This is a genomic window from Pedobacter nutrimenti (assembly GCF_032678445.1).
Taxonomy (GTDB): domain Bacteria; phylum Bacteroidota; class Bacteroidia; order Sphingobacteriales; family Sphingobacteriaceae; genus Pedobacter; species Pedobacter nutrimenti_A.
In genome coordinates this window covers 194,812-217,277 of record NZ_JAVTSQ010000011.1, presented here as the reverse complement: position 1 = coordinate 217,277, position 22,466 = coordinate 194,812, and the positions used below count along the sequence as shown (strand labels likewise).

Genomic DNA, 22,466 nt, shown 5'->3' with positions numbered 1-22,466 from the left:
ATTTAACATCTACAGCATAAAGAGATAATCATATAATATTTATTTTACGCTAAATAATTAGTGAACCAATGGATCAGGAAAAATCACCTATCATCGATCTTTCGACACAAAATTCAATTGAAAAAACACTGATTTCAATATGGGAAATAGTTTTAAAAATAAAGGACTTAGGGCCAGATACTGATTTTTTTGACTCTGGAGGTGATTCATTAACTGCTTTAACCATGGTATCAATGGTAGAACAAGAAACCGGAAAACGTCTTCCAATTTCGTCACTGTTTGAAAATCCTACTATTGAACAATTTGCCCGGTTATTGAAAGACATCAAAAGTACTCCAAACTGGAGCTGTTTGGTAAATATCAAAAAATCCGGAACAAAACCGGCCATATATATTGTACATGGAAGTGGTTTGAATATACTTGTCTTTAATCCACTTGCTAAGTATATTAATGCGCAACAGCCTTTATATGGAATACAGGCACTCGGCCTAAATGGAGAGAAAAACCCACATCATACTATTGAAGGTATTGCGAAGCATTATAAGGATGAAATCCTCCGTAATGATCCCATAGGTCCCTACCTCCTTGCTGGTTATTCTTCAGGTGGTATATTGGCTTATGAAATGGCAAAAGGTTTTCTAGAAATTGGAAAAGACGTGAAAATGCTGGCGATTTTGGATACTTATGTTGGCGATCGGTATTCCTATACTACTATAGTTAAAGAACTTTCAAAAAAGGTGTTCAGACAATTTAAAAAATTACTCTTCTTTTCGAAGCTCTTTATTAAAAATCCAAAAGACCTATATCAGTATCAAATTAAGATAATAAAATTGAAACTTAACAAAAATGCGATTAAAGAACATCCAGAAGAATTTCCTTACCAGAAAGAAGTATCAAAGAAATATGATCAAGCCTTCTCCAATTATATTATGAAGCCCTTAGATATCAAGATTGATCTGTTCAAAGTTAAAAAGCGTATATATTTCTTAGATGATCCTTCCTATTTGGGCTGGAGTAAATACGCAAAAAAAGGTTTAAAAGTCCATGAAGTTACCGGTGATCACAAGACTTTTCTTTTTCCACCAAACGATCAGAAATTTGCGGAAGTATTTCAGTCCGCGATTGATGACAGAATCAAAAAGTAGCTATATGATATTATTTTCTGCGTGATTTCTCCCATGCTGCACTCTGTGATTTTCGGAGATACCTAATCAAACCTGCAAGTACCGCATAATTCATAACACAGAAATAATAAGGTATAAAAAGCACCTTGATCCTGATGTTATTCTTCTCAAAGAAATAACCCGTCAGGGCAAGACAATAGAAAATTATCTGCGCAATAAAAAGCAGCAAATACCCGGTACCTGCTCCTGTAAAGGCAAGTGATGCATTTAATATAAAAACCAGGATGAGCAAAAACGGGGTAATTGTCCATCTCAATACTCTATGGCTGATGTATTGAAATGTAAATAATGGATAATGAAATGGATTGGCTGCTTTCTTTAAACGCAAGATAGACTGAATACCTCCGGCCGCAATACGAATCTTCCTCTTTAATTCCTCCTTGACATCGGCAGAGGCCGTTTCCATAGCATAAGCCTTAGGCTCGTAAGCAATGATGTAACCATTTTCTGCAATCCGCATAGCTATCATATGATCGTCGATAATTGTATCTGATTCTACCGGTTGGTACAATGCCGTGCGAATGCTAAATAATTCTCCTGCTGCCCCTACATTGGAATACAATTCATAATCCCATTTCTTTAGGATGGATTCGTACTTCCAGTAGAAACCTTCACCTGCGGAACTCGCATCAGCCTTTTCCCCCACCATGATCCTTTTTTCCCCGGCAACCGCACCAACTTTTGGATTTTGGTAATGTTTGATCAGCTCAAGCAGTGCCTCCTTGTTTAAAAAAGTATTCGCGTCTGTAAACACGGTAATCTCTCCGGTTATAAAAGGAATGGCTCTCTTTATAGCAGCCATCTTTCCAGAACGCTGGTCTTCATGTAAAACCGTTATGCCGTTGTATTTTCTGATTCGTTCTGCGGTTCTATCCGTAGAACCATCTGTAATAAATATAAACTGCACCTTTTCCTTAGGATAGTCCAGGTTGATGGTGTTTAATACTTTCTCTTCTATCAGATCTTCTTCATTGTAAGCTGCAACAAGTACTGTAACCGTAGGCATGAGCGTTGTTGTTTCATAAATTGCAGTTTTTTTAAATAGCCTTTTAATTCTGATCAATACAAAAAGCACCAAGCCATATCCGGCAAATGTGTAAAAAATCAGGAATAAACTGACCCAGAAAATTATTATCATTTGTTTTTTTAAATTTTGTAACCTAATTTATTGCTGTCGGCTCTATTCGAAAAATTCCAGGCCAGCCCCTTAATCACCCATTTCACCAAGTCTTTCCTTCCTTTTTTTAAATAAGTATAAATTTGCTTGGGGCAGGCCAGGATAATATAATAAACGCTAAATAAAACAGTATTCATCCAATTGGTATTTCTCCGGATAAAAAGAAATCTGTTGCGGGTCATAAAATAGGTTTTAATGCTACTTTCTTTCCCAACACTCATAGATTCTTTATGATATATTTTGGCACGTCCGGTAAACCAGATCTTTTTTCCTGCTTTTCTAAAACGTTCACACCAGTCCAGTTCTTCATAATATAAAAAAAATTGTTCAGCCATTAAACCTACGTCTTTCAGGTCACTTCGGCGGCACATCATAGCTGCTCCATGGCAATAGGCTGTTTCCCTGCTGTCCTGATTATACTGCCCACGATCTGGATCCATACTTCCTATACCTTTGTTGCGACAGGTTAGGTAATTCATTGCCGTAAAACCAGCATACTGGATAATCTCAGGGTTTTCATAGTATAGAATTAATGGAGAAATCAAACCAATATCCGGGTTATTCTCCAATTCTGATGTCAATTGATCGATAAGATTGTCCGTAATCTCAGTATCATTATTTAAGAATAAGAGGTATTTTCCTCTGGCAATATCAATGGCAAGATTATTTCCTCCAGCAAAACCAAGATTCTCGTCTGATCGGATATAAATTAATCCAGGGTAGGCTGCTTTAAATTCATCACCATAGTCATGTACACTTCCGTTATCGACCAAAATCAGCTCAACCTGTTCTGTAATCGTATTTTTTTTTACTGAATTAAGGAAATCAATAGTGACCTGTAATTGATTAAAATTGACGGTAATAATAGAAGTTGTAATCATTTATTTATGAAAGTAGTTGTTTTTTGCCGGAGCTAAAGAGAATGTTTAAAAAATTTATTTTGCTTCTACAAAAACAGGCGTTTCAGTTACTTCTATTTCTAATATACCGTTACTGGTATTTACTTCTTCGCTGGTCATCTGATTAAACCCGGGCTTCAATCGGTGAATAATTGCCGTTTTTGCTTGATTTAAATCTAATTGATATTTTTCTTTCCTGTCTATTTCGTCTGGCACTACTAATATAAACATCCTTTTTTTCCCTTTTTGATAAACATCAACAATAGGATCTTGATTAATAGTATTAAAATAATAATAGTCCCCCATCAGGGCCGTAATCTGATGAATATAGTCTGCAGCGGCTCTGCGTTTACCATTTTTTTCTACCAGACCAGAAAATCCGAATGGTGTGCCATTATCTGTACCAGGATCGTTATTGTCATAGAGCTGATAATAAAAAACTCTGTCTATACCCAGTCTGGCATATAATAACCCCAAACGGATCAACCAATCTGCTTGTGTTATTTCCTGAGTTTTGGCACCTATAGGGATTGCCCTTTGCACGCTTTTATCACTAAGATCGTAGCCGGTTTCCGTGGACCATATTGGAATATTTATACCTAACTTAGATCTGAGGTCGGTAAAAGTATTGGCAATTTTTGTCATATCATTCGTTTCAGGCGCAACACCCCTCTTTTTACTCTTAAATTTAGCAAACCAACCAGTATAGTCATTAGAATACATATGATAATTGATCACGTCAAAACATAAATCTATCGAGCCATCTTTTTTATACCCCCTATTCTGTTTACACCATTCCACCATTCGTGCAACAAATTCCACATTTGGTTTGGCTATTCCACCCATTACAACCTTCATGTTTGGATCAGCAGTCTTTACTCCAACTCCTTTCCCTAAAGTTCCCTTATGACCATCGTAAAACGCAGATAACTGTGCTGCATGCTCCTCAGGAGATTCCTCACTTTCCTTGCCTTTCCACCATTTATCCGGCTCATTCCCACTTTCTATATATTGAACATATCCTAATCCAATTACCGGATGCTCTGCTTCTTTTGGCACTTTAATCAGGTTTTTATCAATTTTTGAATTCGTTCCATATCTTGCAGCAAACTGAAAACCGGCTTTTGCAATTTCTATATAGGAAGAGGGTTGACTTCTATTCACACCATAAGCCATAGGCATGACATCCCGTTGTCTTTTACTAGCCGGGTAGGTATTCACAAGCCAACTTGCTGTGGTTTGCAAGTCCACCAGCACCAAAATACTATCCTGATGGCATCTTTGATACACCTCATCGTAACTCCAGCCGCCTTCAGGCTTATGGTTGAACCTGAATACATCTTTTTCGGGCTCAATCCGGTCCCAATCTAAAAAGTGCCGAAAACCACTAAAATTCTTTATCAGATTAAATTTAGCCGTATCAAAGTTATATTTAGAATCATAAAAATCCCATTCAAAACCATTGACCCCAAACATATCCTTTATCTTGGTTTGTTTGGTTCGAAGTTGTTCAATATGTAGCGAATCTTTTTTGTCCTGAACACAGCCAACAAAAAGAATGACCAGGGTAATAATTGCCCCGGTAATAAGCGTATTTTTTTTCTTCATGCTTGTTCCAATATTCAAATATCATGCTAATATAATATTTTGTAGGGAAAGAATACCAGCGATTTTCTTATTGCAGAAGGAACTTAAGTTAAACTAAATCTCCCAAAAATTGTTTTAAGAGAGAATAGAATATTTTTTTTATAAATTTGCGTATTATGCAATATTGATGACTAGCCATCAATTGCTTCCCTAAACGCCGGCCTCAGTCTTATATCTATGGTTCAAACAATTATTCAAAAAATTAGAATTCTCAGAACCAATCTTAATATTAAAAGAACCCTAACATTGGTTTGGTCTGCGGCAAAAAGCTGGATGATTATCTCTTTAGTTATGATCCTTGCTGAAACTATACTCTTTTTGGGTTCTTTTTATGCCCTGAAGATTCTAATTGATAAAATTTCCAAGACCGATCTGTTAAATAAAGACCACGAATTTGTAATTCTGAAATATGTTATCATAGCTGGAGCTATAGCTGTCCTGTATGCTATTGCAAGGGCAATGTCCGTACATACCACTGAAGTACAGGCAACTAAAGTAGCCAATTATATAGATGAAAAGATTCATCACACAGCCATACAAATGGATCTTTCCTATTACGAAAGTCCTGAATATTTTGATATTCTTAAAAGAGCAAAAGATGCTGGTGCAGACCGACCCAATCTCGTGGTAACCACTATGATTGAAATTATTAAAAACATCCTTAATCTTTGTGCTGTAGGATCTTTATTTGTTACGATTAACTGGTTGCTCTTACCCCTATTAGTGTTATTCATACTACCCACCTTATTTGTCAGGATTTATTTTGCAGATAAACAAAATACATGGCGCATCAGACATACAGCGCTTGAACGTAAATCGGCTTATCTTAGCAATCTGATTACATCCGACCAGGCTGCAAAAGAAATCAGGAGCTTTAACCTTGGCTATTATTTTAAGGATTTGTACAGAAAAATCAGGCTTGAAGTTTCCGATCAAAAATTAAAGATCAGCTATCGCCGTACATTAAATGAAATCCTGACAACTTCTATTGCAAGTATTGGTTTTTTTACCTGTATAGGTTATATCTCTCTTGGTACTGTAAGTGGAAAAACAAGTATCGGTGATATTGTTTTATTCCTGATGGCCTTTCCGCAAGCTTATACCCTGATGCAAAATATTGCCTCAGGAATATCCATTCTATATGCCAATAATATCTTCATAAACAGCCTCTTTGAGCTGTTTGACCTGCAAAAAGAGCAATTTCAGGAGACCAAAGTTAAACACTCGTCTTTAGACACGAATATTGAACTTAAGGAGGTCTGTTTTACTTATCCACATGCCAGCAGCCCCACCCTGAACAACATTAATCTGAGTGTCCCATCTGGAAAGATCGTTGCTATTGTTGGCCTTAACGGTGCCGGAAAATCCACGCTGATCAAATTGCTGTGCAGATTATATGAGCCAAACTCTGGCCGGATCATGCTTAATAACGTAAACGCCAATGAATTTGACCTCTTATCCTATCGAAAACACATCAGTGTTGTTTTTCAAGATTTCGTTAAATATAATGTTTCGGCAGAAGACAACATTAAGTTCGGGGATTTAGATAAACCCTATGACAAAGAGGAAATAATAAATGCTGCTCAAAATTCTGGAGCACACCATTTTATTAAAAATTTCCCAGAGGGGTACAATACGATGATGGGGAGGCTCTTTGATGACGGTCACGAAGTAAGTATCGGCCAATGGCAAAAGTTGGCTATTGCGAGAAGTTTATATAGCAACGCAAATCTCTTAATATTCGACGAAGCGACAAGTGCACTTGATTCTATCGCAGAAAAGGAATTGTTTGACACGTTTAGAAAGCGGATTAACAAGCGATCCGCACTGATTATCAGCCACAGACACTCCGCAGTTAAGCATGCAGATTATATCTATGTCTTATCTGGAGGTAGAATATCTCAGCATGGAACAGACCAAGAATTATTGGCACAGGAAGGAGATTATGCAAGACTATTTAAAGAAGAAAGTTTAAATTCCAGTCGAATATAATGAAGATCAAAAAACGAATATCGCTGTTTACTTGCTGCATAGATGATTGGGGAGGAAGTGAGGAACTTTGGGCAAAAAGTATCCCTATGCTTAAAGATGTTTCAGTTACAGTTTATAAATCCAGAATCAACCAACAGCATCAGGAATTTATAAAACTTAAGACCTCTGGTGTTAAACTGGTGGAACTTCAACCAGAGATTTCATTTGTTAAAAAATCATTTAGAAAAATCAGTCAACTAATCCTCAAGATAGCGACTAACAGGCATTTAGATGACCATGCTATAAATATGTTCTATCGTAGTATAAAATCTACTAAACCAGATCTTGTAATTATAGCGCAGGGGATCAATTTTGACGGGTTAAAATATGCCTATCCATGTATTCAGCTTAATATACCTTATGTTATTATTGCGCAGAAGGCGGTAGAATTTTACTGGCCATATCCAACAGACCGCACTTACATGAAAGAAACACTGTTAAAAGCTGAAAAAATCTTTTTTGTCTCTGCACAAAATCGAAGATTGACAGAAGAACAGTTTGGTCAACGTCTCCCAAATAGCAAAATTGTTTTTAACCCAGTTAAAACGACAGTTAATCCTATACCTTTCCCTTCCACAGAAAATGGTTACCACTTGGCTTGTGTTGCCAGACTTTTTATAATAGACAAAGGCCAGGATCTTCTTCTGCGGATTATGGCAAAAGACAAATGGAAACAACGGCCAATAACCATTTCTTTAATTGGTACCGGGCTCGATGAACAAGGCTTAATGGACATGGCAAAACTCCTGCATGTAAGCAACGTAAAGTTTATCGGATATCAGAATAACATCAATGCTTTATGGGAAAAGCATCATGCTCTGTTGCTGCCCTCCAGAAGCGAAGGATTGCCATTGTCTATGATAGAAGCCATGGCTGCCGGACGGACTGTTATTGTTAGCAATGCAGGCGGAAATGCTGAAATTATCCGGGATGGATGGAACGGATTCATTTCCGAATCTACCGAGACGAGTTTTGAATTGGCAATGGATCGTGCATGGGAAATGCGCGATCAGTGGAATGATATTGGAAAAAAAGCTTCCTTATATATTGCCGAAAATTTTCCTGTTTCTCCTGAAACAGACTTCGCTAATGATTTAACCCAACTACTCAATGAGCGCTAATCCCCTAGTTTCCATAATTATTCCTACATATAACAGAGAAGATAAGTTGTCTGAGGCCATTAATAGTGCCATTAGTCAAACTTATAAAAATATTCAAATCATTGTTATTGATGATGGATCGGTGGACAATACCAGAGAATTGGTTGCAGCATACCCGGAGATAGAATACTATTGGCAAAAGAACCAAGGTCAGGCTGCTGCCAGAAACTCTGGTTTAAAAAAGACAAAAGGCTCAATCATCGCCTCTCTTGATTCCGATGATATTTGGTTTCCCGATTTTCTAAAACTCTGTGTAGAAAAGCTGGAAAACGAACAACTCGATTTTGTTTTTGCAAATTGGGAACAGGAAGCTAAAGTAGGAAATAGCTGGAGCTTTTTAGATAACGACCCTTACTTAAAACCCTACTTTCATAAAATAAATGACCACTGGATCAATCTGGACAATGAAGAATTACGCGACCTGTATGTTAAAGCTTGCCCTTCCCCTTCCTCATCGGTTGTAATGCGTAAATCTTCCATTGTTTCTGGCTGGGATGAAGATATCCGTATTGGAGATGATTGGTGCCTCTATTTGGAAATGATTTTATCCAACAGTACATGTAAAGCTGCTTTTACACTTGAAAGGCTTTGGAAAAAGAGAATTGATGAAATAAATATCTATGATGGCAGAAAGTGGAGCGAAGTACTTGAATTTCTTTACATTGCAGACCTAAAGATCAAAATGGAAAAATTCCAGCATTTGCTCAGGAAAAATGAATTGAGTCAAATGCAAAAAAGATATATGGCCAGTTTGATAGAGTTGTCGAAGCATAAACTGATCCGGGACTTAAATATTCCCAATTCAATTGGACTACTCAAGCAATCATTTTCTATAAGTGTACCTTACACGCTAAGGACCATACCCCATATTTTCATGACAGGAATCGACCGAAAAGTCAGACTTTTAACTGACAAACTAAAAAGGAAACAATAAATTGGAGATAAAAAAAATCATAAGGTCAGCTGATTGGTGGGAGTACAAATTACCACCTCTACTTGCCATTGGTTATGCAACGGCACTTAAAACTCAGGAACCTTTCCTGTCTTTAATGCCCCACCTCCTATTTATATTATTTTCAATCATTATTGGAGCGATTTATGTCAGCATCATTAATGATATTACAGACATAGAAATTGACCAAGCCAGTGGCAAAAAGAATAAAATGGCCAGCATGCCTTCCTATTTACATTGGTTACTTCCGATCCTATGTATACTGGCCGGCTATATGTGCACTTTATACCTCCTGCCCGATATTCGGTCTATATTTTTGTATTCAATTCCCTGGATCAGTTTTTCGCTATATTCTTTTAAACCGATAAGATTAAAGGACAGAGGTCTTTTGGGCGTCTTTGCGGATGCCTCCGGATCCCATATCTTCACCAGTCTCTTAGTCATCAGTAGTATCAGTTTTATTGCTCATTCGAATGTTGACTGGATTTGGTTTACAAGCACAGCCATATGGGCCTTATGTTATGGCATAAGAGGAATTTTATGGCACCAATACCTGGACAGGAAAAACGACCTTCTTACAGACACTAAAACCTATGCAAGCCGACTGGAACCAAAGCGACTAAAAAAAATGGAGATCATGATCTTTCTTTTAGAGCTCGCAGCCCTTACATTTATGTTATTTGTAATTGGTCAAGTTTTACCTGTAATTTTTTTGCTTATTTATGTGATTCTGGCTTTGCTCCGCAGTATATTATTTAAATATAAGGCCGTAATTATCCTTTCTCCTGAAAACAGGTCTTTCCATATACTCATGGCAGACTATTATCAAGTCTTCTTTCCTGTATCTTTACTTGTTACTGCCTCTTTGATAGATGCCAATGTATTATTGGTTCTTTCTATACATCTGTTACTTTTCCCTCAAAAACCTTTGTTTATTCTGACTGATTTTTGGAGATTTGTTAAGTCCATAGCCAGAAAAGCATTTAAATTACCTTAAATTTTATACTATTTACGAATGCGCATCGCTCATATTATAATGGCACACAAAAATCCAGAACAGCTTATGAGGCTGGTTAAAAGATTACAGCACCCTCAATTCGATATATACATTCATATTGATAAAAAAGTTGCTTTAAGCCATTTTCAAATGATCAGCGAGGAAGACAATGTTCGTTTCATAAAAAACAGACAGATCTGCAATTGGGGAGGATATAGCTTTTTAAACGCTATTTTTCATTCTCTAAATGAAGTTCTCTCTACTTCCATACCTTATGATTTTATCAATTTACTAAGTGGACAGGACTATCCTATAAAATCTAATTCAGATATCTTCGAATACTTTAGCCAGCATAAAGGGATAAATTTTATTTCATTTGACGATTCAAGCGTATCTGAATGGTGGAAACATGCGAATTCCAGATATGAAAAATTTCACTTTACAGATTTCAGATTAAAGGGGAAATATGTTCTCCAAAGCGTATTAAATACCTTCAGTTCTAAAAGAAGGTTTCCAATTCCATTAAAACTATACGGTGGTAGCAATTCTACCTGGTGGACAATCAGTGGAGCTTGCGCAAGCTACTTAACGGAATTATTAATAAACAATCGTTCCCTTATTTCTTTCCTGAAATATACTTGGTCTCCGGATGAGTTTATAGTAGCTAGCCTGATAATGGGCTCAGATTTTAAAGAAAAAACCATCAACAATAACCTTAGATATATTGATTGGTCTGAAGGAAAGGCTCACCCAAAAATCCTTCTTGAAGAAGATTTATATGCTATTAAAAACTCGGGAATGTTGTTTGCGAGGAAATTCGATATCACCATAGAATCAAAAATTATTAACCATTTAGATCATTAGAATTTAACACTAATTTAAAATTGGGGAATAATGTAGAAAAATATACACACCTACAAAATGTGTAATTATTTAACTTAAAAAATAAGTTGAACAATATCATTATTTAAAGCCAAATAACGCTGATTCAGGATATATTTGTAATATTAATGTCATAAAGATAAATAATTTTCATCTTCCCCAATCCACAAAAACCGGGAAAAACATTCCCCAACTCAATAATTAAGCCATTACACTGATCTACGCACTCTGGTTTACAATTTGAGAAAAAGTATTTGCTACAATTTATTGTATGAATTTTATTACAATTGCGGCATTGGAAGCCATTATATTTAGAATTTATATGAAAGATAGCCCAAAAATGTATTTTATTGCTTTAGCGTTAATTCTTGTCGGTTCCTCCTGCAAAAAAAGTCCGGATGTGGTTTTGGTACCAATTCCTCCTGTGGAAAAACCAGTTCCTGTTCCTCCGAAAGACAGCACGACAACCCCTTCTAATGCTAAAATTCTGAATTTGGGAACCGGAAGTGGGAATCTGGTCATTGATGGAAAATCCTTAAAGCTCACCTCGACTACCATTATTAAAATAAAGGGCGGCGCTTATGCAGATATACAAATCTCCAACATTTCCAATGATAATTTTACTACAACCATCCAAAACGATGGATTGGTAGAGTTAAACGGTAATGTTCAAATGAGGATTTCTAATCTTAAAAATGTAATTATCAGTGGCAGTGGTACCCAAGGCATAGATAAAGGGTTCATTTTTAAAAATAGAACTACAGATGGAGCTTCTATACAACTCAACGGTGATATTAACAACTTTACTTTAAAATACATTTCGTTCTCCAACTTGAATACGTATGGCGTAATTCAGTACAATTCGCAAAAGGTCTTTGATGGATCTGCAAATTCTTATTCCAATAATTTAAAGTTCCTGAACTTAGATTGTGACAATACTGGCACCTTGATAAGGTTTAGAGGATCTGCTGAAAGCAATGTGGTTAGCGGATTAATGAAAAATGTAGAAATTGCCTACATTAATTATAAAAACTCCAGAACAGTTGGTAGTGTTGTAGTTATAGAAAACGCCGATAGTTATGATATCCATAACAATAAGGTACAAAACATTAACCAAGATAATAGCAATCATAATGGTGTTTTCTATTTACAGGGAAATGGAAAATTTTATAACAACTACGTCAAAGATCATCAAGGTAATGCCATCAGAGCTTGGGCTTATAGTATAGGCACAACACCCAAAGACATCTTAATATTCAACAATATTGTTGCCAACTCAAGAGAATACGGTGCCTTTGAGATACAATCCTTTGACAGGAATATGATTTCAGGCAAGACCACTTACTGTAATGCACAAGTGTTTAACAACACTTGTGGGAATTTGCTTCCTAAATATGGAACCTTTCCTGCACAAGTGCTGGATCTTTATAATCTTTATGGCGGGACATGTACTATTTACAACAACCTTTCATATCAGCTTACATTGGTTGGTAACAACAACACTAATTATTTTTGGAATGAGCTATCTTCTACTAAAGGTTCAGGTACAAATAATAAGTATTTCAAAACTTATCAGGATGCTGGTATAGAAAATGATCAGACATTCTATTTGACGAGTAACTCTTCTGCAAAAAAATCAGGAACCTCACTATCTGGCAAAAGTTCTAGTTCAAGCCTGGCCGCTGCGACTAATAATGCCATTAACTTCGATTATTACGGTAAAGCCAGGAGCTTAACTTCACCTTCAATAGGTGCTGTTGAATAAAGATATCAGAATTAAATTTTAAGTCTTCAGTAAAAACCGTTACTTTATCATAAACAAATAAAGCCGCATGAAGACTCCTTATATTTTAGGTCTTATTCTATATTTAGGATTAAATAGCTCCTGTTGTAAGAAAACTTCAACAATATCTGCAACTATTGAAGACAAAACAAACCTGGATTTAAATGAGGCGGAGCTAATTAAAGCCGCCGCTCCATTTAAGAATATGCTTGGTATAAATGGCTTTGAATGGGAATATATTAAAGGCAATGGCTCAAATCAGCTTGACAATGACAAAGTTGGATTAATCAGTACTTTCTCTGGGTTTAGACATTACCTTGATTGGGAGAAAATAGAGCCAAAGGAAGGAGTATTTAACCTCAATTTCTACGACCAGATTTATCAAAAAAACAAAGAGCTTGGTATACAGTCTTTAATTTGTCTTCAAATCATGCCAGGCTGGATGAGAAAGACCTATTCAGATTACAACCCCTCAGATCCTTACAGCAGTTTAAGGGACTACACACCCGTTCCACAAGGAAGTGACAAAGCAATGCCTGTATCCTATGTATCTATGGCTAAGGCAGGGTATCAACTTGCAGCGCGATATGGAGCAAACTCCGATATTGATCCGAACCTGATTAAACATCCCTCTTATGAAAGTTCTCCAAAAATAGGCTTGAACGTGCTAGATTATATAGAATGCAGCAATGAGCCCGATAAAAACTGGAAAGGTCCTCAGGCACAACAATCTCCGGAACAATATGCCGCCCAGCTTTCCGCATTTTATGATGGACATATGGGAACTCTTGGCAAAGATGCCGGCGTAAAAACTGCAGATCCAAAGATGAAAGTAGTTATGGCAGGTATTGCAGACCCTAACCCGGAATTTGTAAAAAGGATTATTGATTGGTGCAGAATTAACCGTATAAAAGATGGGAAATACACTTTATGTTTTGATGTCATCAATTACCACCAATATGCTAACGATAACTGGAAATCGGGGAAAGCGCCTGAGCTGTCAAATATTGGAGATGTAGCCTCAAGGTTTATTAAATTAAGTAAAGATTATGCAGATAACCGACCTGTATGGGTAACGGAATGCGGATTCGACGTGAATAATAAAAGCCCACAACGGGCTCTCGCTATAGGCAATAAAACTACTTATGATACACAGGCTGACTGGATTTTGAGAACAGCACTGCTATATGCAAGAAAAGGCATTAAACGCACTTTTTTTTATATGCTAAATGATGTAAATCTTCAGGATGCCACTCAGTATTCTTCCTCTGGACTTATAGAAAACACAAAAAGAAGAGCCTCTGGAGATTATATATTTCAGACCAGAAAACTCATGGGGGATTTTATTTATCAGCGTTCATTGTCAATGGACCCTATCGTTGATTTATACGTTTCCGATCATAAAAAAATATATGTTCTGACTATTCCTGACCAAAAAGGCACCGTAAAAGATTATACACTTAAATTGGACAAAGAAATCAAAGAGGCGACAATTTATACACCAACAGCAGGAGCAAATGAAATGTTATCAAAAAAGGTAAAAACCGACAATCAGCAACTCCTCCTAAGGGTTACGGAAACACCAATTTTCGTTCAGACAAACTAAGTTTTAGCTTTTTTGAAAAATCGGGTATAATTGTCTTTCAGTAAGAGAATAAGTTCTTTATAACCATTACTATAAATATCCAAAAAAGTAAACTTTTGATAGTAACGATTTAGAGCATAAAAACCAATGATTAATCCTGTAAGTGTGCAAAATATGGAAGCTGCTGCAACACCATAAATGCTACCTGTAAACTTTATTGCCAGCCAATCGGTTACCACAGTAACAATCACCATTAACACCACCTTTTGGAAGTTTATTTTAGGTAGATGGATTATGTCTAATGTCAGCCCAAAAAAACGGTCTGCCGGATAGAGTAATGAAATGATCATAAATATCCTTAAAATGTTAGGTGCTTCCGTGTTTACATATTTTGCCCCACCTAAGATCAGTATGGCATAGTCGGCAAAAATAATCACCAGTATACTGAGTGGCATTAGGGCAAAGGTAATCATCCCAATATATTTTTTCATCACCTGGAGAACGTCTGATTTTGCCCCGGAATTAAAATGGGACGACAATCCCGGCATCGCCGTAAATACAAAGCTTCTTAAGGGAATCTCTATAAAAGCGATCAGCTTAATACCAGCACCATAAACAGCCAGTGAAGCAGGGCCTAGAAACAATTTTATAATAAAAGAATCCGTAGAACTTAGCAATGTTGCACTCAGATTGGTTCCTACACTGAATTTTCCGAAATTATAGATTTCCCTGATTCCGGTTTTCGTTTTGTATTTTATTTTTTTAATATCTGCCCAACCCAATAGCAGAGATAATAAACTGGATATTAGATTTGCAGAAAGATAACAGTAGAGAACCGTATGAATATCTATCTTTTTAAGGAAGATGGTTATTAACAACAAACCTAAAAAGGAACCTTGATTTGTAAAATTAAGAATGAGCAGACGATCAAACCGCTGTTTCCCCTGTAAAATACAATTGGAGATAAAGAACGGAAGAGATAAAAGGTAATTGATACTAAAGAATCTTAAAAATAAGGTTATACTGGTATCTTTGATATAGAGGGAAACGAAATAAGCTGGTATATTGATGATGACAAAAATCATAGTAATGATAATTCCTATATACCATGTCGAACCTATAATCTCATACTGTCTTTCCTGAGTTGAACCAGCATAAAATTTCACAAAAGAGGTGGATAAAAATCCAGACCTAAATGTATCCACTAACAGTAGAACCGTAAGAAAAAAGCCCCAGTTTCCCATATCCTCTTTTGTTAAATAACGAAAGAGAATGCCGATAGTGACAACGCCGATTAAAGCATTTACACCATTGCTTGTCAATGACAAAAAATGTTTACTCTTGAATATATTATATATAAATGCGATTTTTGATTTCATAATCAATGTACCAGCTTAAATAGCAGTCTAACTAATTTATTTTAATGTGGAGCTAACTCTGGCACTAAAGGCTTTTAACAAGCCCCCTTGTTCCATAAGTCTTCTATCGGATGTCCAGACTAATGAACGATTATCAGTAATTTGATGAAGACGACCATACTTATCTCTCAACTTAAGTGCTAAATAACCGTCCTCATTTGAACCAGGAGGATGCTCATAACCATTAACGGAAAGCCCCTGCGATTTTCTATAGGCAGAACTGCAGCCATAAACATACATGGCCTCATCTTTGTCCCTTTGGATGACCCGTTTAAATACATCCCCCATGGTTTCATATAAAAAATAGGAAATCCGTTTGGATGCTGTATAAGGTAAAAAAGCAAATTTGCCATAAGCACAGGCAATAGATTCATCCTGCAATGGAAGACTCAATAAATCAACCCAGTAAGGACTATACACAGAGTCCGCATCTGCATTGATGATAACCTTTCCTTTTGCCGCCAATAATCCGGCATTTCTCGCATGTTTTACACCTTGTTTATATTCTATAATAGACCGAACGCCCGCCAACTCTATTAATCTTTGGGTACTGTCGGTAGAATTATTGTTGACCACTAAAATCTCTACCTTTTGGCTTGTAATCGTCTTTGATAAGGAAGATAAAGTTCTTAATAAAGATTCTTCTTCATTATAAGCAGGTATAATTACTGTCACATCAGGGCTTTCGTGGTGAAACCGCTGTAAATCGTTAAAAATGTCTCCTACGTGATCTAAGAACCACTTAGCTTCATGTTGTTGAACTATGATATAGGATGGAACTCTTAATGGTCTAATGGACATTTAATTTGAATTAGCTTTGTAAAAATAATTAATTCTATCTAGTTTCTTTATAGGTTCCCTCTTTTCATTTCACTAACCGCATAGGCACAGGCCCGCGCCGTTAAAGCCATGTATGTCAACGAAGGGTTTTGACAGGCAGATGACGTCATGCAGCTTCCATCGGTAATAAAGACGTTTTTTGCAGCGTGTACCTGATTAAATTGATTAAGTACGGATGTCTTAGGATCCTTTCCCATTCTAGCGGTTCCCATTTCATGTACCGTAGAGCCGCCTGGATTATGATACGCAAATGGTTCCACCTCCGAAAATCCTGCATCATCCAACATCCGGGCAGCACTCTCACGAATATCTTTCATCATTATCCTTTCATTTTCCATGAAGGAGAAATCGATTTTAATCAGTGGAAGCCCCCATTTATCCTTTTGGTCTGTAGAAAGAGAGACTTTATTTTCATAATAAGGAAGGCACTCTCCCCAACCAGCCATCCAAACTGCCCAAGGACCTGGAGTGGTCAATTGCTCTTTAAAACTGGAACCAAAGCCCTTTAATCCTATAGATCTGTCTTTCCATTCCTGACGCTCTCCATGTCCCTGCAAATTGTATCCACCTATAAAATCATGTTTATCTGAAGAATGAAGGTTCCGGTATCTCGGTATTAAAAATCCACAAGGTCTTCTGCCTTTATAATATTGATCTTTAAATCCTTGATGAATTCCATAAGCACCAGAAGAAGAGTGATGGTCCATTAAATTATGTCCTAGCTGGCCACTATCATTTCCAAAACCATCGGGAAAGCGCTTGGAAATAGAATTCAGAAGAATAGAAGTTGTATCTATAGTTGAGGCATTAACAAAAATGATCTTCGAATAAAATTCAAATTCTTCATATGTATTGCTGTCTACGATCCTAACTCCTGTAGATTTCTGAAGTTTCTCATCATAAATAATTTCCCTCACCAAAGAAAAAGGTCTAATGGTTAAGTTGCCTGTGGCGGTTGCAGCCGGTAACGTAGAACTGTTACTACTGAAATACCCTCCGAAAGGACATCCTCTGGTACATAAGTTCCTGTTTTGACATGGCCCTCTATTGTCCCATCCCCGGGTTAAGTTCGCAACCCTGGCAATGGTTAGTAAGCGTTGCTCGTCGTTCTTTTTAATCGATTCCGCAAGATGTTTTTCAATACAATTTAGTTCCATAGGCGGTAAATAATGGCCGTCTGGCAAGTGATCCAAATGTTCACATTGTCCACTTACGCCTATGTATTTCTCTACATAATCATACCATCCTGACAGATCTTTATAGCGAATAGGCCAGTCAACAGCTACGCCATTTTTTAAATTTGATTCAAAATCAAGATCACTGAGCCTGTAACATTGTCGCCCCCAAACCAAAGACTTTCCTCCTATTTGATAGCCCCTTGACCAGAAAAAAGGCTTCTCCTGTAAATAAGGGTGTTCTTCATCACTGGCAAAAAATAGACGATCTGCTTCGCCAGCAATAGCACTTCTTACCGGATTTCTTTCTTTTTCTTTAGTGGTATTATTTAACCGGTAATTAAAATCCCAGGGATTAAGATTCGCTGTTGGATAATCCTTAATATGAACAACATCACGGCCTCTCTCCAAAAGAAGTGTTTTTAGCCCCTTCTGACACAATTCCTTCGCAGCCCATCCTCCGGTTATACCTGAGCCGATGACAATCGCATCATAAGAATCCTGTTTTTTGTTAATGTAATTCATCTTTTAAGTTTATTTGGTTGCCCAAGATCTCTGGCCGGCCTTCAGTGGCACACAAGCTTCAAAATTAGAAGGAATATAATCATAAGCAAGCCCGTGGGTTGCACCCAACTCCGAGCTACAATATCCTATAACGGTATAGTTCTTTATCGTCATCAAAAAACTGTCCCCCATAACTTTCTTCCTAATTTTACGGACAAAATGATCAGCATCGTCCTTATTTTCGAAATGAGTTAATGCAATTATTCTTTGCTTTTCGTTACACTGCAGAAAAGATTTACCAAAATTTTCAGTTGTATATTCCTTCAATTCCTCCAGCCCATACATAAAGCTATTTTGCGACCTCGTTTCTGTACAATCCTTAACCATTTTTATAATAAAATCTTCCACCTGCACATCTTTAGCACCGGGGCTATCACCCGACGGGATAATCGTCTCTGCAATTTCAGCGATCAATTTTCTATTCTTCTCCAAATTTTTTAAATCTGGTACTTTATTAAGTTGAAAAAATTTCCATATAGTAGTTCCGCTAAATGCAAGTACGAATACTCCAAATATCCTAAAAATGGCCTTTTTCCTATTCATATCTTTCTTAAAAATCCTGCGTCAAAAACATATCCACAAACTATTGTTTTAAATCAATGTTACTGTATATTGCCAGCAATTGCTCTGCAGCCGCTTTCCACGTAAAATCCGAAGCACGTACTAATCCCTTTCTTTTCATTTCTACCTGTAGTTCTCCATTGCCAAGAACTTCTTCTATCTTATCTTTAATCTCAAGGTAATTCATGGGATTAACATACACTGCTGCATCTGATGCCACTTCTGGCATGGAGGACGTATTCGAAGTAATTACCGGTACCCCACAAGCCATAGCCTCCAAAATAGGCAGTCCAAAACTTTCTCTTAATGAGGGATATAAGAATAGCTTTGAAATATTATAAAGTAAGGGCATCTCTTCAGATGGTATATACCCAGGGAAAATAAAATCTGATGCCAGGGTATCCCTTCCTAATTTAGCCAGCAATTCATTAACCAGCGTCCTGTCATAATCCAAAATAACCAATGGAAGACCATTCGGGACATTTGACTTATATTCTGCATAAGCCTTAATGACATTTACAGTGTTCTTTTTAGGTGCAGTATTTCCGAGAAAAAGAATAAATTCATTTGGTAAACCATGGGCTGTACGAAAGGCTTCTAATTGTTCTTTTGAATAAGAAACGTTAAATTTCGGACTTACCGCATTGTAAATCACTTTTACCTTATCATCGGATAATCTTAATTTATTTAAGATAACCTCTCGTTCATAATTGGATACCGTAATGACCAACTGACTCTTTTTAACAACTCTTGGGACAACGAACCGCCTGTATAAATTGCCAAAGTTCTGGTATGAAGTACCTTTAAAGTCCGTTTTCTCCAGATAAATAATATCGTGTAGCGTTAGCAGCAATGGTACAGATAAACGAAGGGCCGAAGTATTGCAGGTAGAATGAAGAAAATCAAGCTTATCTTTTTTCACCTCATTTGGAAGAGTAAACTGTTCCCAGGCTGGATAAGACTTTGCCTCAAGTCTTTTGATTTTAAAATTAGCTGTTTCTTCTACGCAATGATCATCAACATCGTTCCTCGCATATAGAATATACTCATTGTATTGATCTAGTTTTTGTATTTCACGTATCAATTCCAGGGCAACAACTTCCATACCGTGCTTCTTTGCCCTAAAAAGACGTTGCACCTCAATTCCTATCCTAAGCTTTCTTTTCATTCTTGTTAATTTCTTTTTTAGAGTTGTCCATTGAAATTACAGGTTCAATTATACTTTATTTGAATCATCTATCTTCTCTTCATGATAATGTTCCGTTGCTATTGATATTTGGTTTGCTCTCCGGGCTTTTAATAATGCCAAAATTTGAAAATATATAAATTTAGGGGCGTTTTTTAAAGATTTATAGATCCTCCCATCGGCCTGAAAATAAGATAAAGCAGAAAAAACAGCTGCAATGAACAAGAGAACACAAAGCACCCAATAGAGAGCGAAAACCGGCATTATAAAAAGGTCAAGGATAAAAAACAAAAAAGAAATCATAATGAGCATAAACAATGGTGGCCTTAACAGCATTGTACTAAACAGGAACTGATTCCAATCCAGCCCCCCAATAGATCGTATCATCATTTTAGCGCCGAGAAAAAGGTATTTGAACCAGGTATTTATCCACCTTGAGCGCTGATTGACCAATTGATCTGTTTTACTTGTCTTTTCATCATAAACCACCGCATATTCAGCAAAAGCGATCCTTTTACCCCGGCTTATGATTTCATACTGGAGTATTTTATCAAAACCCGCACCGAGAATCTCCGTTGTTTCAAGGCAATTTCTATACAAGGCAGTGGTAAAAGCCATTCCAGAACCAGACAAAGCTGCTGACGAACCCGCTTCGAACATCAGTTTTCTATCTACAAGCCTATAATAAATATCACCCGCCTCATCTAAACAGGCATAGGTGGTATCGAGATTTTTAGCCGCCCTAACGCCTTGTACTGCCTCATACCCCTGGTCAAATACTTTGTTCAACTCATTGAAGTATTCCTGATGTACAAGATTGTCACTATCTATAATAGTTAACCTCTCATGAGGTCTTTTAAACCTATTTATGGCATAAAAATGTGATTTAGTGTTACTCGCCAAAACCTCTTCAGGCCGCAAGACCACTACCCTCTGATCTTCAAAATGCAAGCCGTTCACATCGCAATTATCAGCAACAACATAAATGATATAATTGCTGTAACTGGCTTTCAAAATGGAATTTACAGCAAAAGAAACTTGCGTAACTTGCAGATAAGCGGTAACAATAACTGCGTAATCGGCTTCGCCACCCACCTCGACATTAGTCCTTTTTTTCTTAAGTAGACTTATAATATAGAAGAACAAAGGCATAAGAAAATGTATTCCTACCAATATCTGAACAGCAAAAAAAACACAGTATAACAAATTCATATTATTTTTTATCGGTAATCAGTTCAATTGTTTTATAAATTTCTTTGATGCAATTTTCCCAGGTATGTGTAGAAGCAAAGTGAGTCCGTTCAGTCTGTAAGCGAGGCGAATCCTCAGCAATGGCTTTTTCAATGAGCTGAACATATTCCTCTTTTCCATTTGCCAGATAAACATGCGAATTAAAAATTTCCATAGCCTTTGTTGCGGTAGCGACAGTGGATTTACCCATTGCGAGATATTCATCCACTTTCCGTGGATAGTTCCCAATTGTGACCTCATTAACCAACTGGGGATTAATACATACATCAAAAAACTGTATGTATAGCGGCAGTTCAGCAACAGGTTTTATTCCTGTAAAGATGATATTCTTTATCTGATGCAGATCGCTGCTCACAAAAGCTTCATCCTCTCTGCCAACCAATACAATGGTCCAATCAGGGCGACTCAACGCAATATGTTTTATCAATTCAATATCCAGTCGAATGTGCTCCAATGCACCAACATAACCGATAACAGGTTTACTTATATTTTTAAGTTCTTTTGGCGATATTGCATTTTCGTTGATCTTAAAAAGTTCCAGTTCACAGCCTTGGCCTATATAGAACGAGTGTTCATTATAAGTTTTACAATACTCTGCCAAATAAAGCGAATTGGCCAAACAAATATCACTCTTAGCAATCAATAAAGGTTCAAGTTTAGCTCCGTGTCTTTTCCAGTAATCCACGGCAAGCATATAGTCTCTGGAATAATAAATACTTAAACAAGGGCGAAGTAACTCTTTCAGATAAAACCCTTTAAACATTTCATTATCATTGAACAAAATATAATCCTTAAACCCAAGTTGTTCAATGGCCTCTTTGATAGATTCCGCAAATTTGGAATTATTCCTTTTATTGAAAAAATCAAAGAAGGAACTATTGCCAATCCAATTTATAGATTCTACCAAACAGTCTGGATAAAGATTCCATAAATTGTCTTGGACATGAACCAATTCATTTCTTTTATTCCTAATCGCTTCCAGACGTTTTTTTACTTTAGGATTCGCCCGGTCCCTATACAATGTAACCCGGTCTAATGGAGAGTTGATATAGAGTACCCTATTGTGCCGCGAAAGCTCCAATGCAATATTTTTACAATTGCTACCAATTGTGGTATCCCAGGCTTGTTGTCCAATAATTATGAAGTCTCTGTTATGCATAAAGTACAATTATCA

Annotated in this window: 18 protein-coding genes; 8 read left to right on the top strand and 10 right to left on the bottom strand. The window is 36.8% G+C overall.

Features of this window, described 5'->3' with window-relative positions; genetic code table 11:
• The first annotated feature begins 68 nt into the window (after window positions 1-68).
• A complete protein-coding gene (locus R2S08_RS20870; RefSeq protein ID WP_316836956.1) occupies window positions 69-1,145 on the top strand; it encodes a thioesterase domain-containing protein in 1,077 nt (358 codons plus the stop codon).
• Between the two features lie 10 nt (window positions 1,146-1,155).
• On the opposite strand, the gene R2S08_RS20865 is transcribed toward R2S08_RS20870, so the two are convergent.
• From R2S08_RS20865 to R2S08_RS20855, 3 genes are read right to left on the bottom strand one after another with little or no spacing between them, the layout of a single operon-like run.
• On the bottom strand, window positions 1,156-2,322 hold the full coding sequence (locus tag R2S08_RS20865; protein WP_316836955.1) for a glycosyltransferase family 2 protein: 1,167 nt from the start codon (window positions 2,320-2,322) through the stop codon (window positions 1,156-1,158).
• Between the two features lie 8 nt (window positions 2,323-2,330).
• The gene (locus R2S08_RS20860; RefSeq protein WP_316836954.1) at window positions 2,331-3,242 is read right to left on the bottom strand and encodes a glycosyltransferase family 2 protein; all 912 of its coding nucleotides are present in this window, start codon (window positions 3,240-3,242) and stop codon (window positions 2,331-2,333) included.
• A gap of 54 nt (window positions 3,243-3,296) precedes the next feature.
• A complete protein-coding gene (locus R2S08_RS20855) occupies window positions 3,297-4,868 on the bottom strand; it encodes a hypothetical protein (protein ID WP_316836953.1) in 1,572 nt (523 codons plus the stop codon).
• Between the two features lie 216 nt (window positions 4,869-5,084).
• On the opposite strand from R2S08_RS20855, the gene R2S08_RS20850 reads away from it, so the two are divergent.
• The 7 genes from R2S08_RS20850 to R2S08_RS20820 all read left to right on the top strand — a co-directional run bounded on the left by R2S08_RS20850 (window position 5,085) and on the right by R2S08_RS20820 (window position 14,318).
• Window positions 5,085-6,899: an ABC transporter ATP-binding protein gene (locus R2S08_RS20850; RefSeq protein ID WP_316836952.1), complete on the top strand. Its 1,815-nt coding sequence runs from the start codon at window positions 5,085-5,087 to the stop codon at window positions 6,897-6,899.
• The gene (locus R2S08_RS20845; protein ID WP_316836951.1) at window positions 6,899-8,059 is read left to right on the top strand and encodes a glycosyltransferase family 4 protein; all 1,161 of its coding nucleotides are present in this window, start codon (window positions 6,899-6,901) and stop codon (window positions 8,057-8,059) included. Before R2S08_RS20850 ends, R2S08_RS20845 begins: the two co-directional genes overlap by 1 nt.
• A complete protein-coding gene (locus R2S08_RS20840) occupies window positions 8,049-9,032 on the top strand; it encodes a glycosyltransferase family 2 protein (protein ID WP_316836950.1) in 984 nt (327 codons plus the stop codon). The genes R2S08_RS20845 and R2S08_RS20840 overlap by 11 nt, the downstream gene beginning before the upstream one ends.
• Window position 9,033: 1 nt before the next feature.
• The gene (locus tag R2S08_RS20835; protein ID WP_316836949.1) at window positions 9,034-10,047 is read left to right on the top strand and encodes a UbiA family prenyltransferase; all 1,014 of its coding nucleotides are present in this window, start codon (window positions 9,034-9,036) and stop codon (window positions 10,045-10,047) included.
• Between the two features lie 18 nt (window positions 10,048-10,065).
• Complete coding sequence (locus R2S08_RS20830) at window positions 10,066-10,911, top strand: beta-1,6-N-acetylglucosaminyltransferase (RefSeq protein WP_316836948.1); 846 nt, start codon at window positions 10,066-10,068, stop codon at window positions 10,909-10,911.
• A gap of 289 nt (window positions 10,912-11,200) precedes the next feature.
• Window positions 11,201-12,694: a hypothetical protein gene (locus R2S08_RS20825; protein WP_316836947.1), complete on the top strand. Its 1,494-nt coding sequence runs from the start codon at window positions 11,201-11,203 to the stop codon at window positions 12,692-12,694.
• A 67-nt stretch (window positions 12,695-12,761) separates the two neighbouring features.
• Window positions 12,762-14,318, top strand: coding sequence for a beta-galactosidase (locus tag R2S08_RS20820; RefSeq protein ID WP_316836946.1), 1,557 nt, complete (start codon window positions 12,762-12,764; stop codon window positions 14,316-14,318).
• Here the strand turns inward: R2S08_RS20820 and R2S08_RS20815 are convergent.
• The 7 genes from R2S08_RS20815 to R2S08_RS20785 form a co-directional block, all read right to left on the bottom strand.
• Window positions 14,315-15,676 (bottom strand): lipopolysaccharide biosynthesis protein, encoded by a 1,362-nt coding sequence (locus R2S08_RS20815; protein WP_316836945.1) that lies wholly within the window; start codon window positions 15,674-15,676, stop codon window positions 14,315-14,317. The genes R2S08_RS20820 and R2S08_RS20815 overlap by 4 nt on opposite strands.
• Before the next feature lie 36 nt (window positions 15,677-15,712).
• Entirely contained in the window at window positions 15,713-16,516 is an 804-nt protein-coding gene (locus R2S08_RS20810) for a glycosyltransferase family A protein (protein WP_316836944.1), read from the bottom strand.
• 47 nt (window positions 16,517-16,563) lie between these two features.
• On the bottom strand, window positions 16,564-18,255 hold the full coding sequence (locus R2S08_RS20805; protein ID WP_316836943.1) for a GMC family oxidoreductase: 1,692 nt from the start codon (window positions 18,253-18,255) through the stop codon (window positions 16,564-16,566).
• Between the two features lie 9 nt (window positions 18,256-18,264).
• Window positions 18,265-18,837: a gluconate 2-dehydrogenase subunit 3 family protein gene (locus tag R2S08_RS20800; RefSeq protein WP_316836942.1), complete on the bottom strand. Its 573-nt coding sequence runs from the start codon at window positions 18,835-18,837 to the stop codon at window positions 18,265-18,267.
• A gap of 40 nt (window positions 18,838-18,877) precedes the next feature.
• On the bottom strand, window positions 18,878-20,023 hold the full coding sequence (locus tag R2S08_RS20795) for a glycosyltransferase family 1 protein (protein WP_316836941.1): 1,146 nt from the start codon (window positions 20,021-20,023) through the stop codon (window positions 18,878-18,880).
• Window positions 20,024-20,071: 48 nt separating this feature from the next.
• Window positions 20,072-21,193, bottom strand: a complete 1,122-nt coding sequence (locus R2S08_RS20790; RefSeq protein WP_316836940.1) for a glycosyltransferase — start codon at window positions 21,191-21,193, stop codon at window positions 20,072-20,074.
• A gap of 61 nt (window positions 21,194-21,254) precedes the next feature.
• On the bottom strand, window positions 21,255-22,451 hold the full coding sequence (locus R2S08_RS20785; protein WP_316836939.1) for a glycosyltransferase: 1,197 nt from the start codon (window positions 22,449-22,451) through the stop codon (window positions 21,255-21,257).
• Window positions 22,452-22,466: the final 15 nt, after the last annotated feature.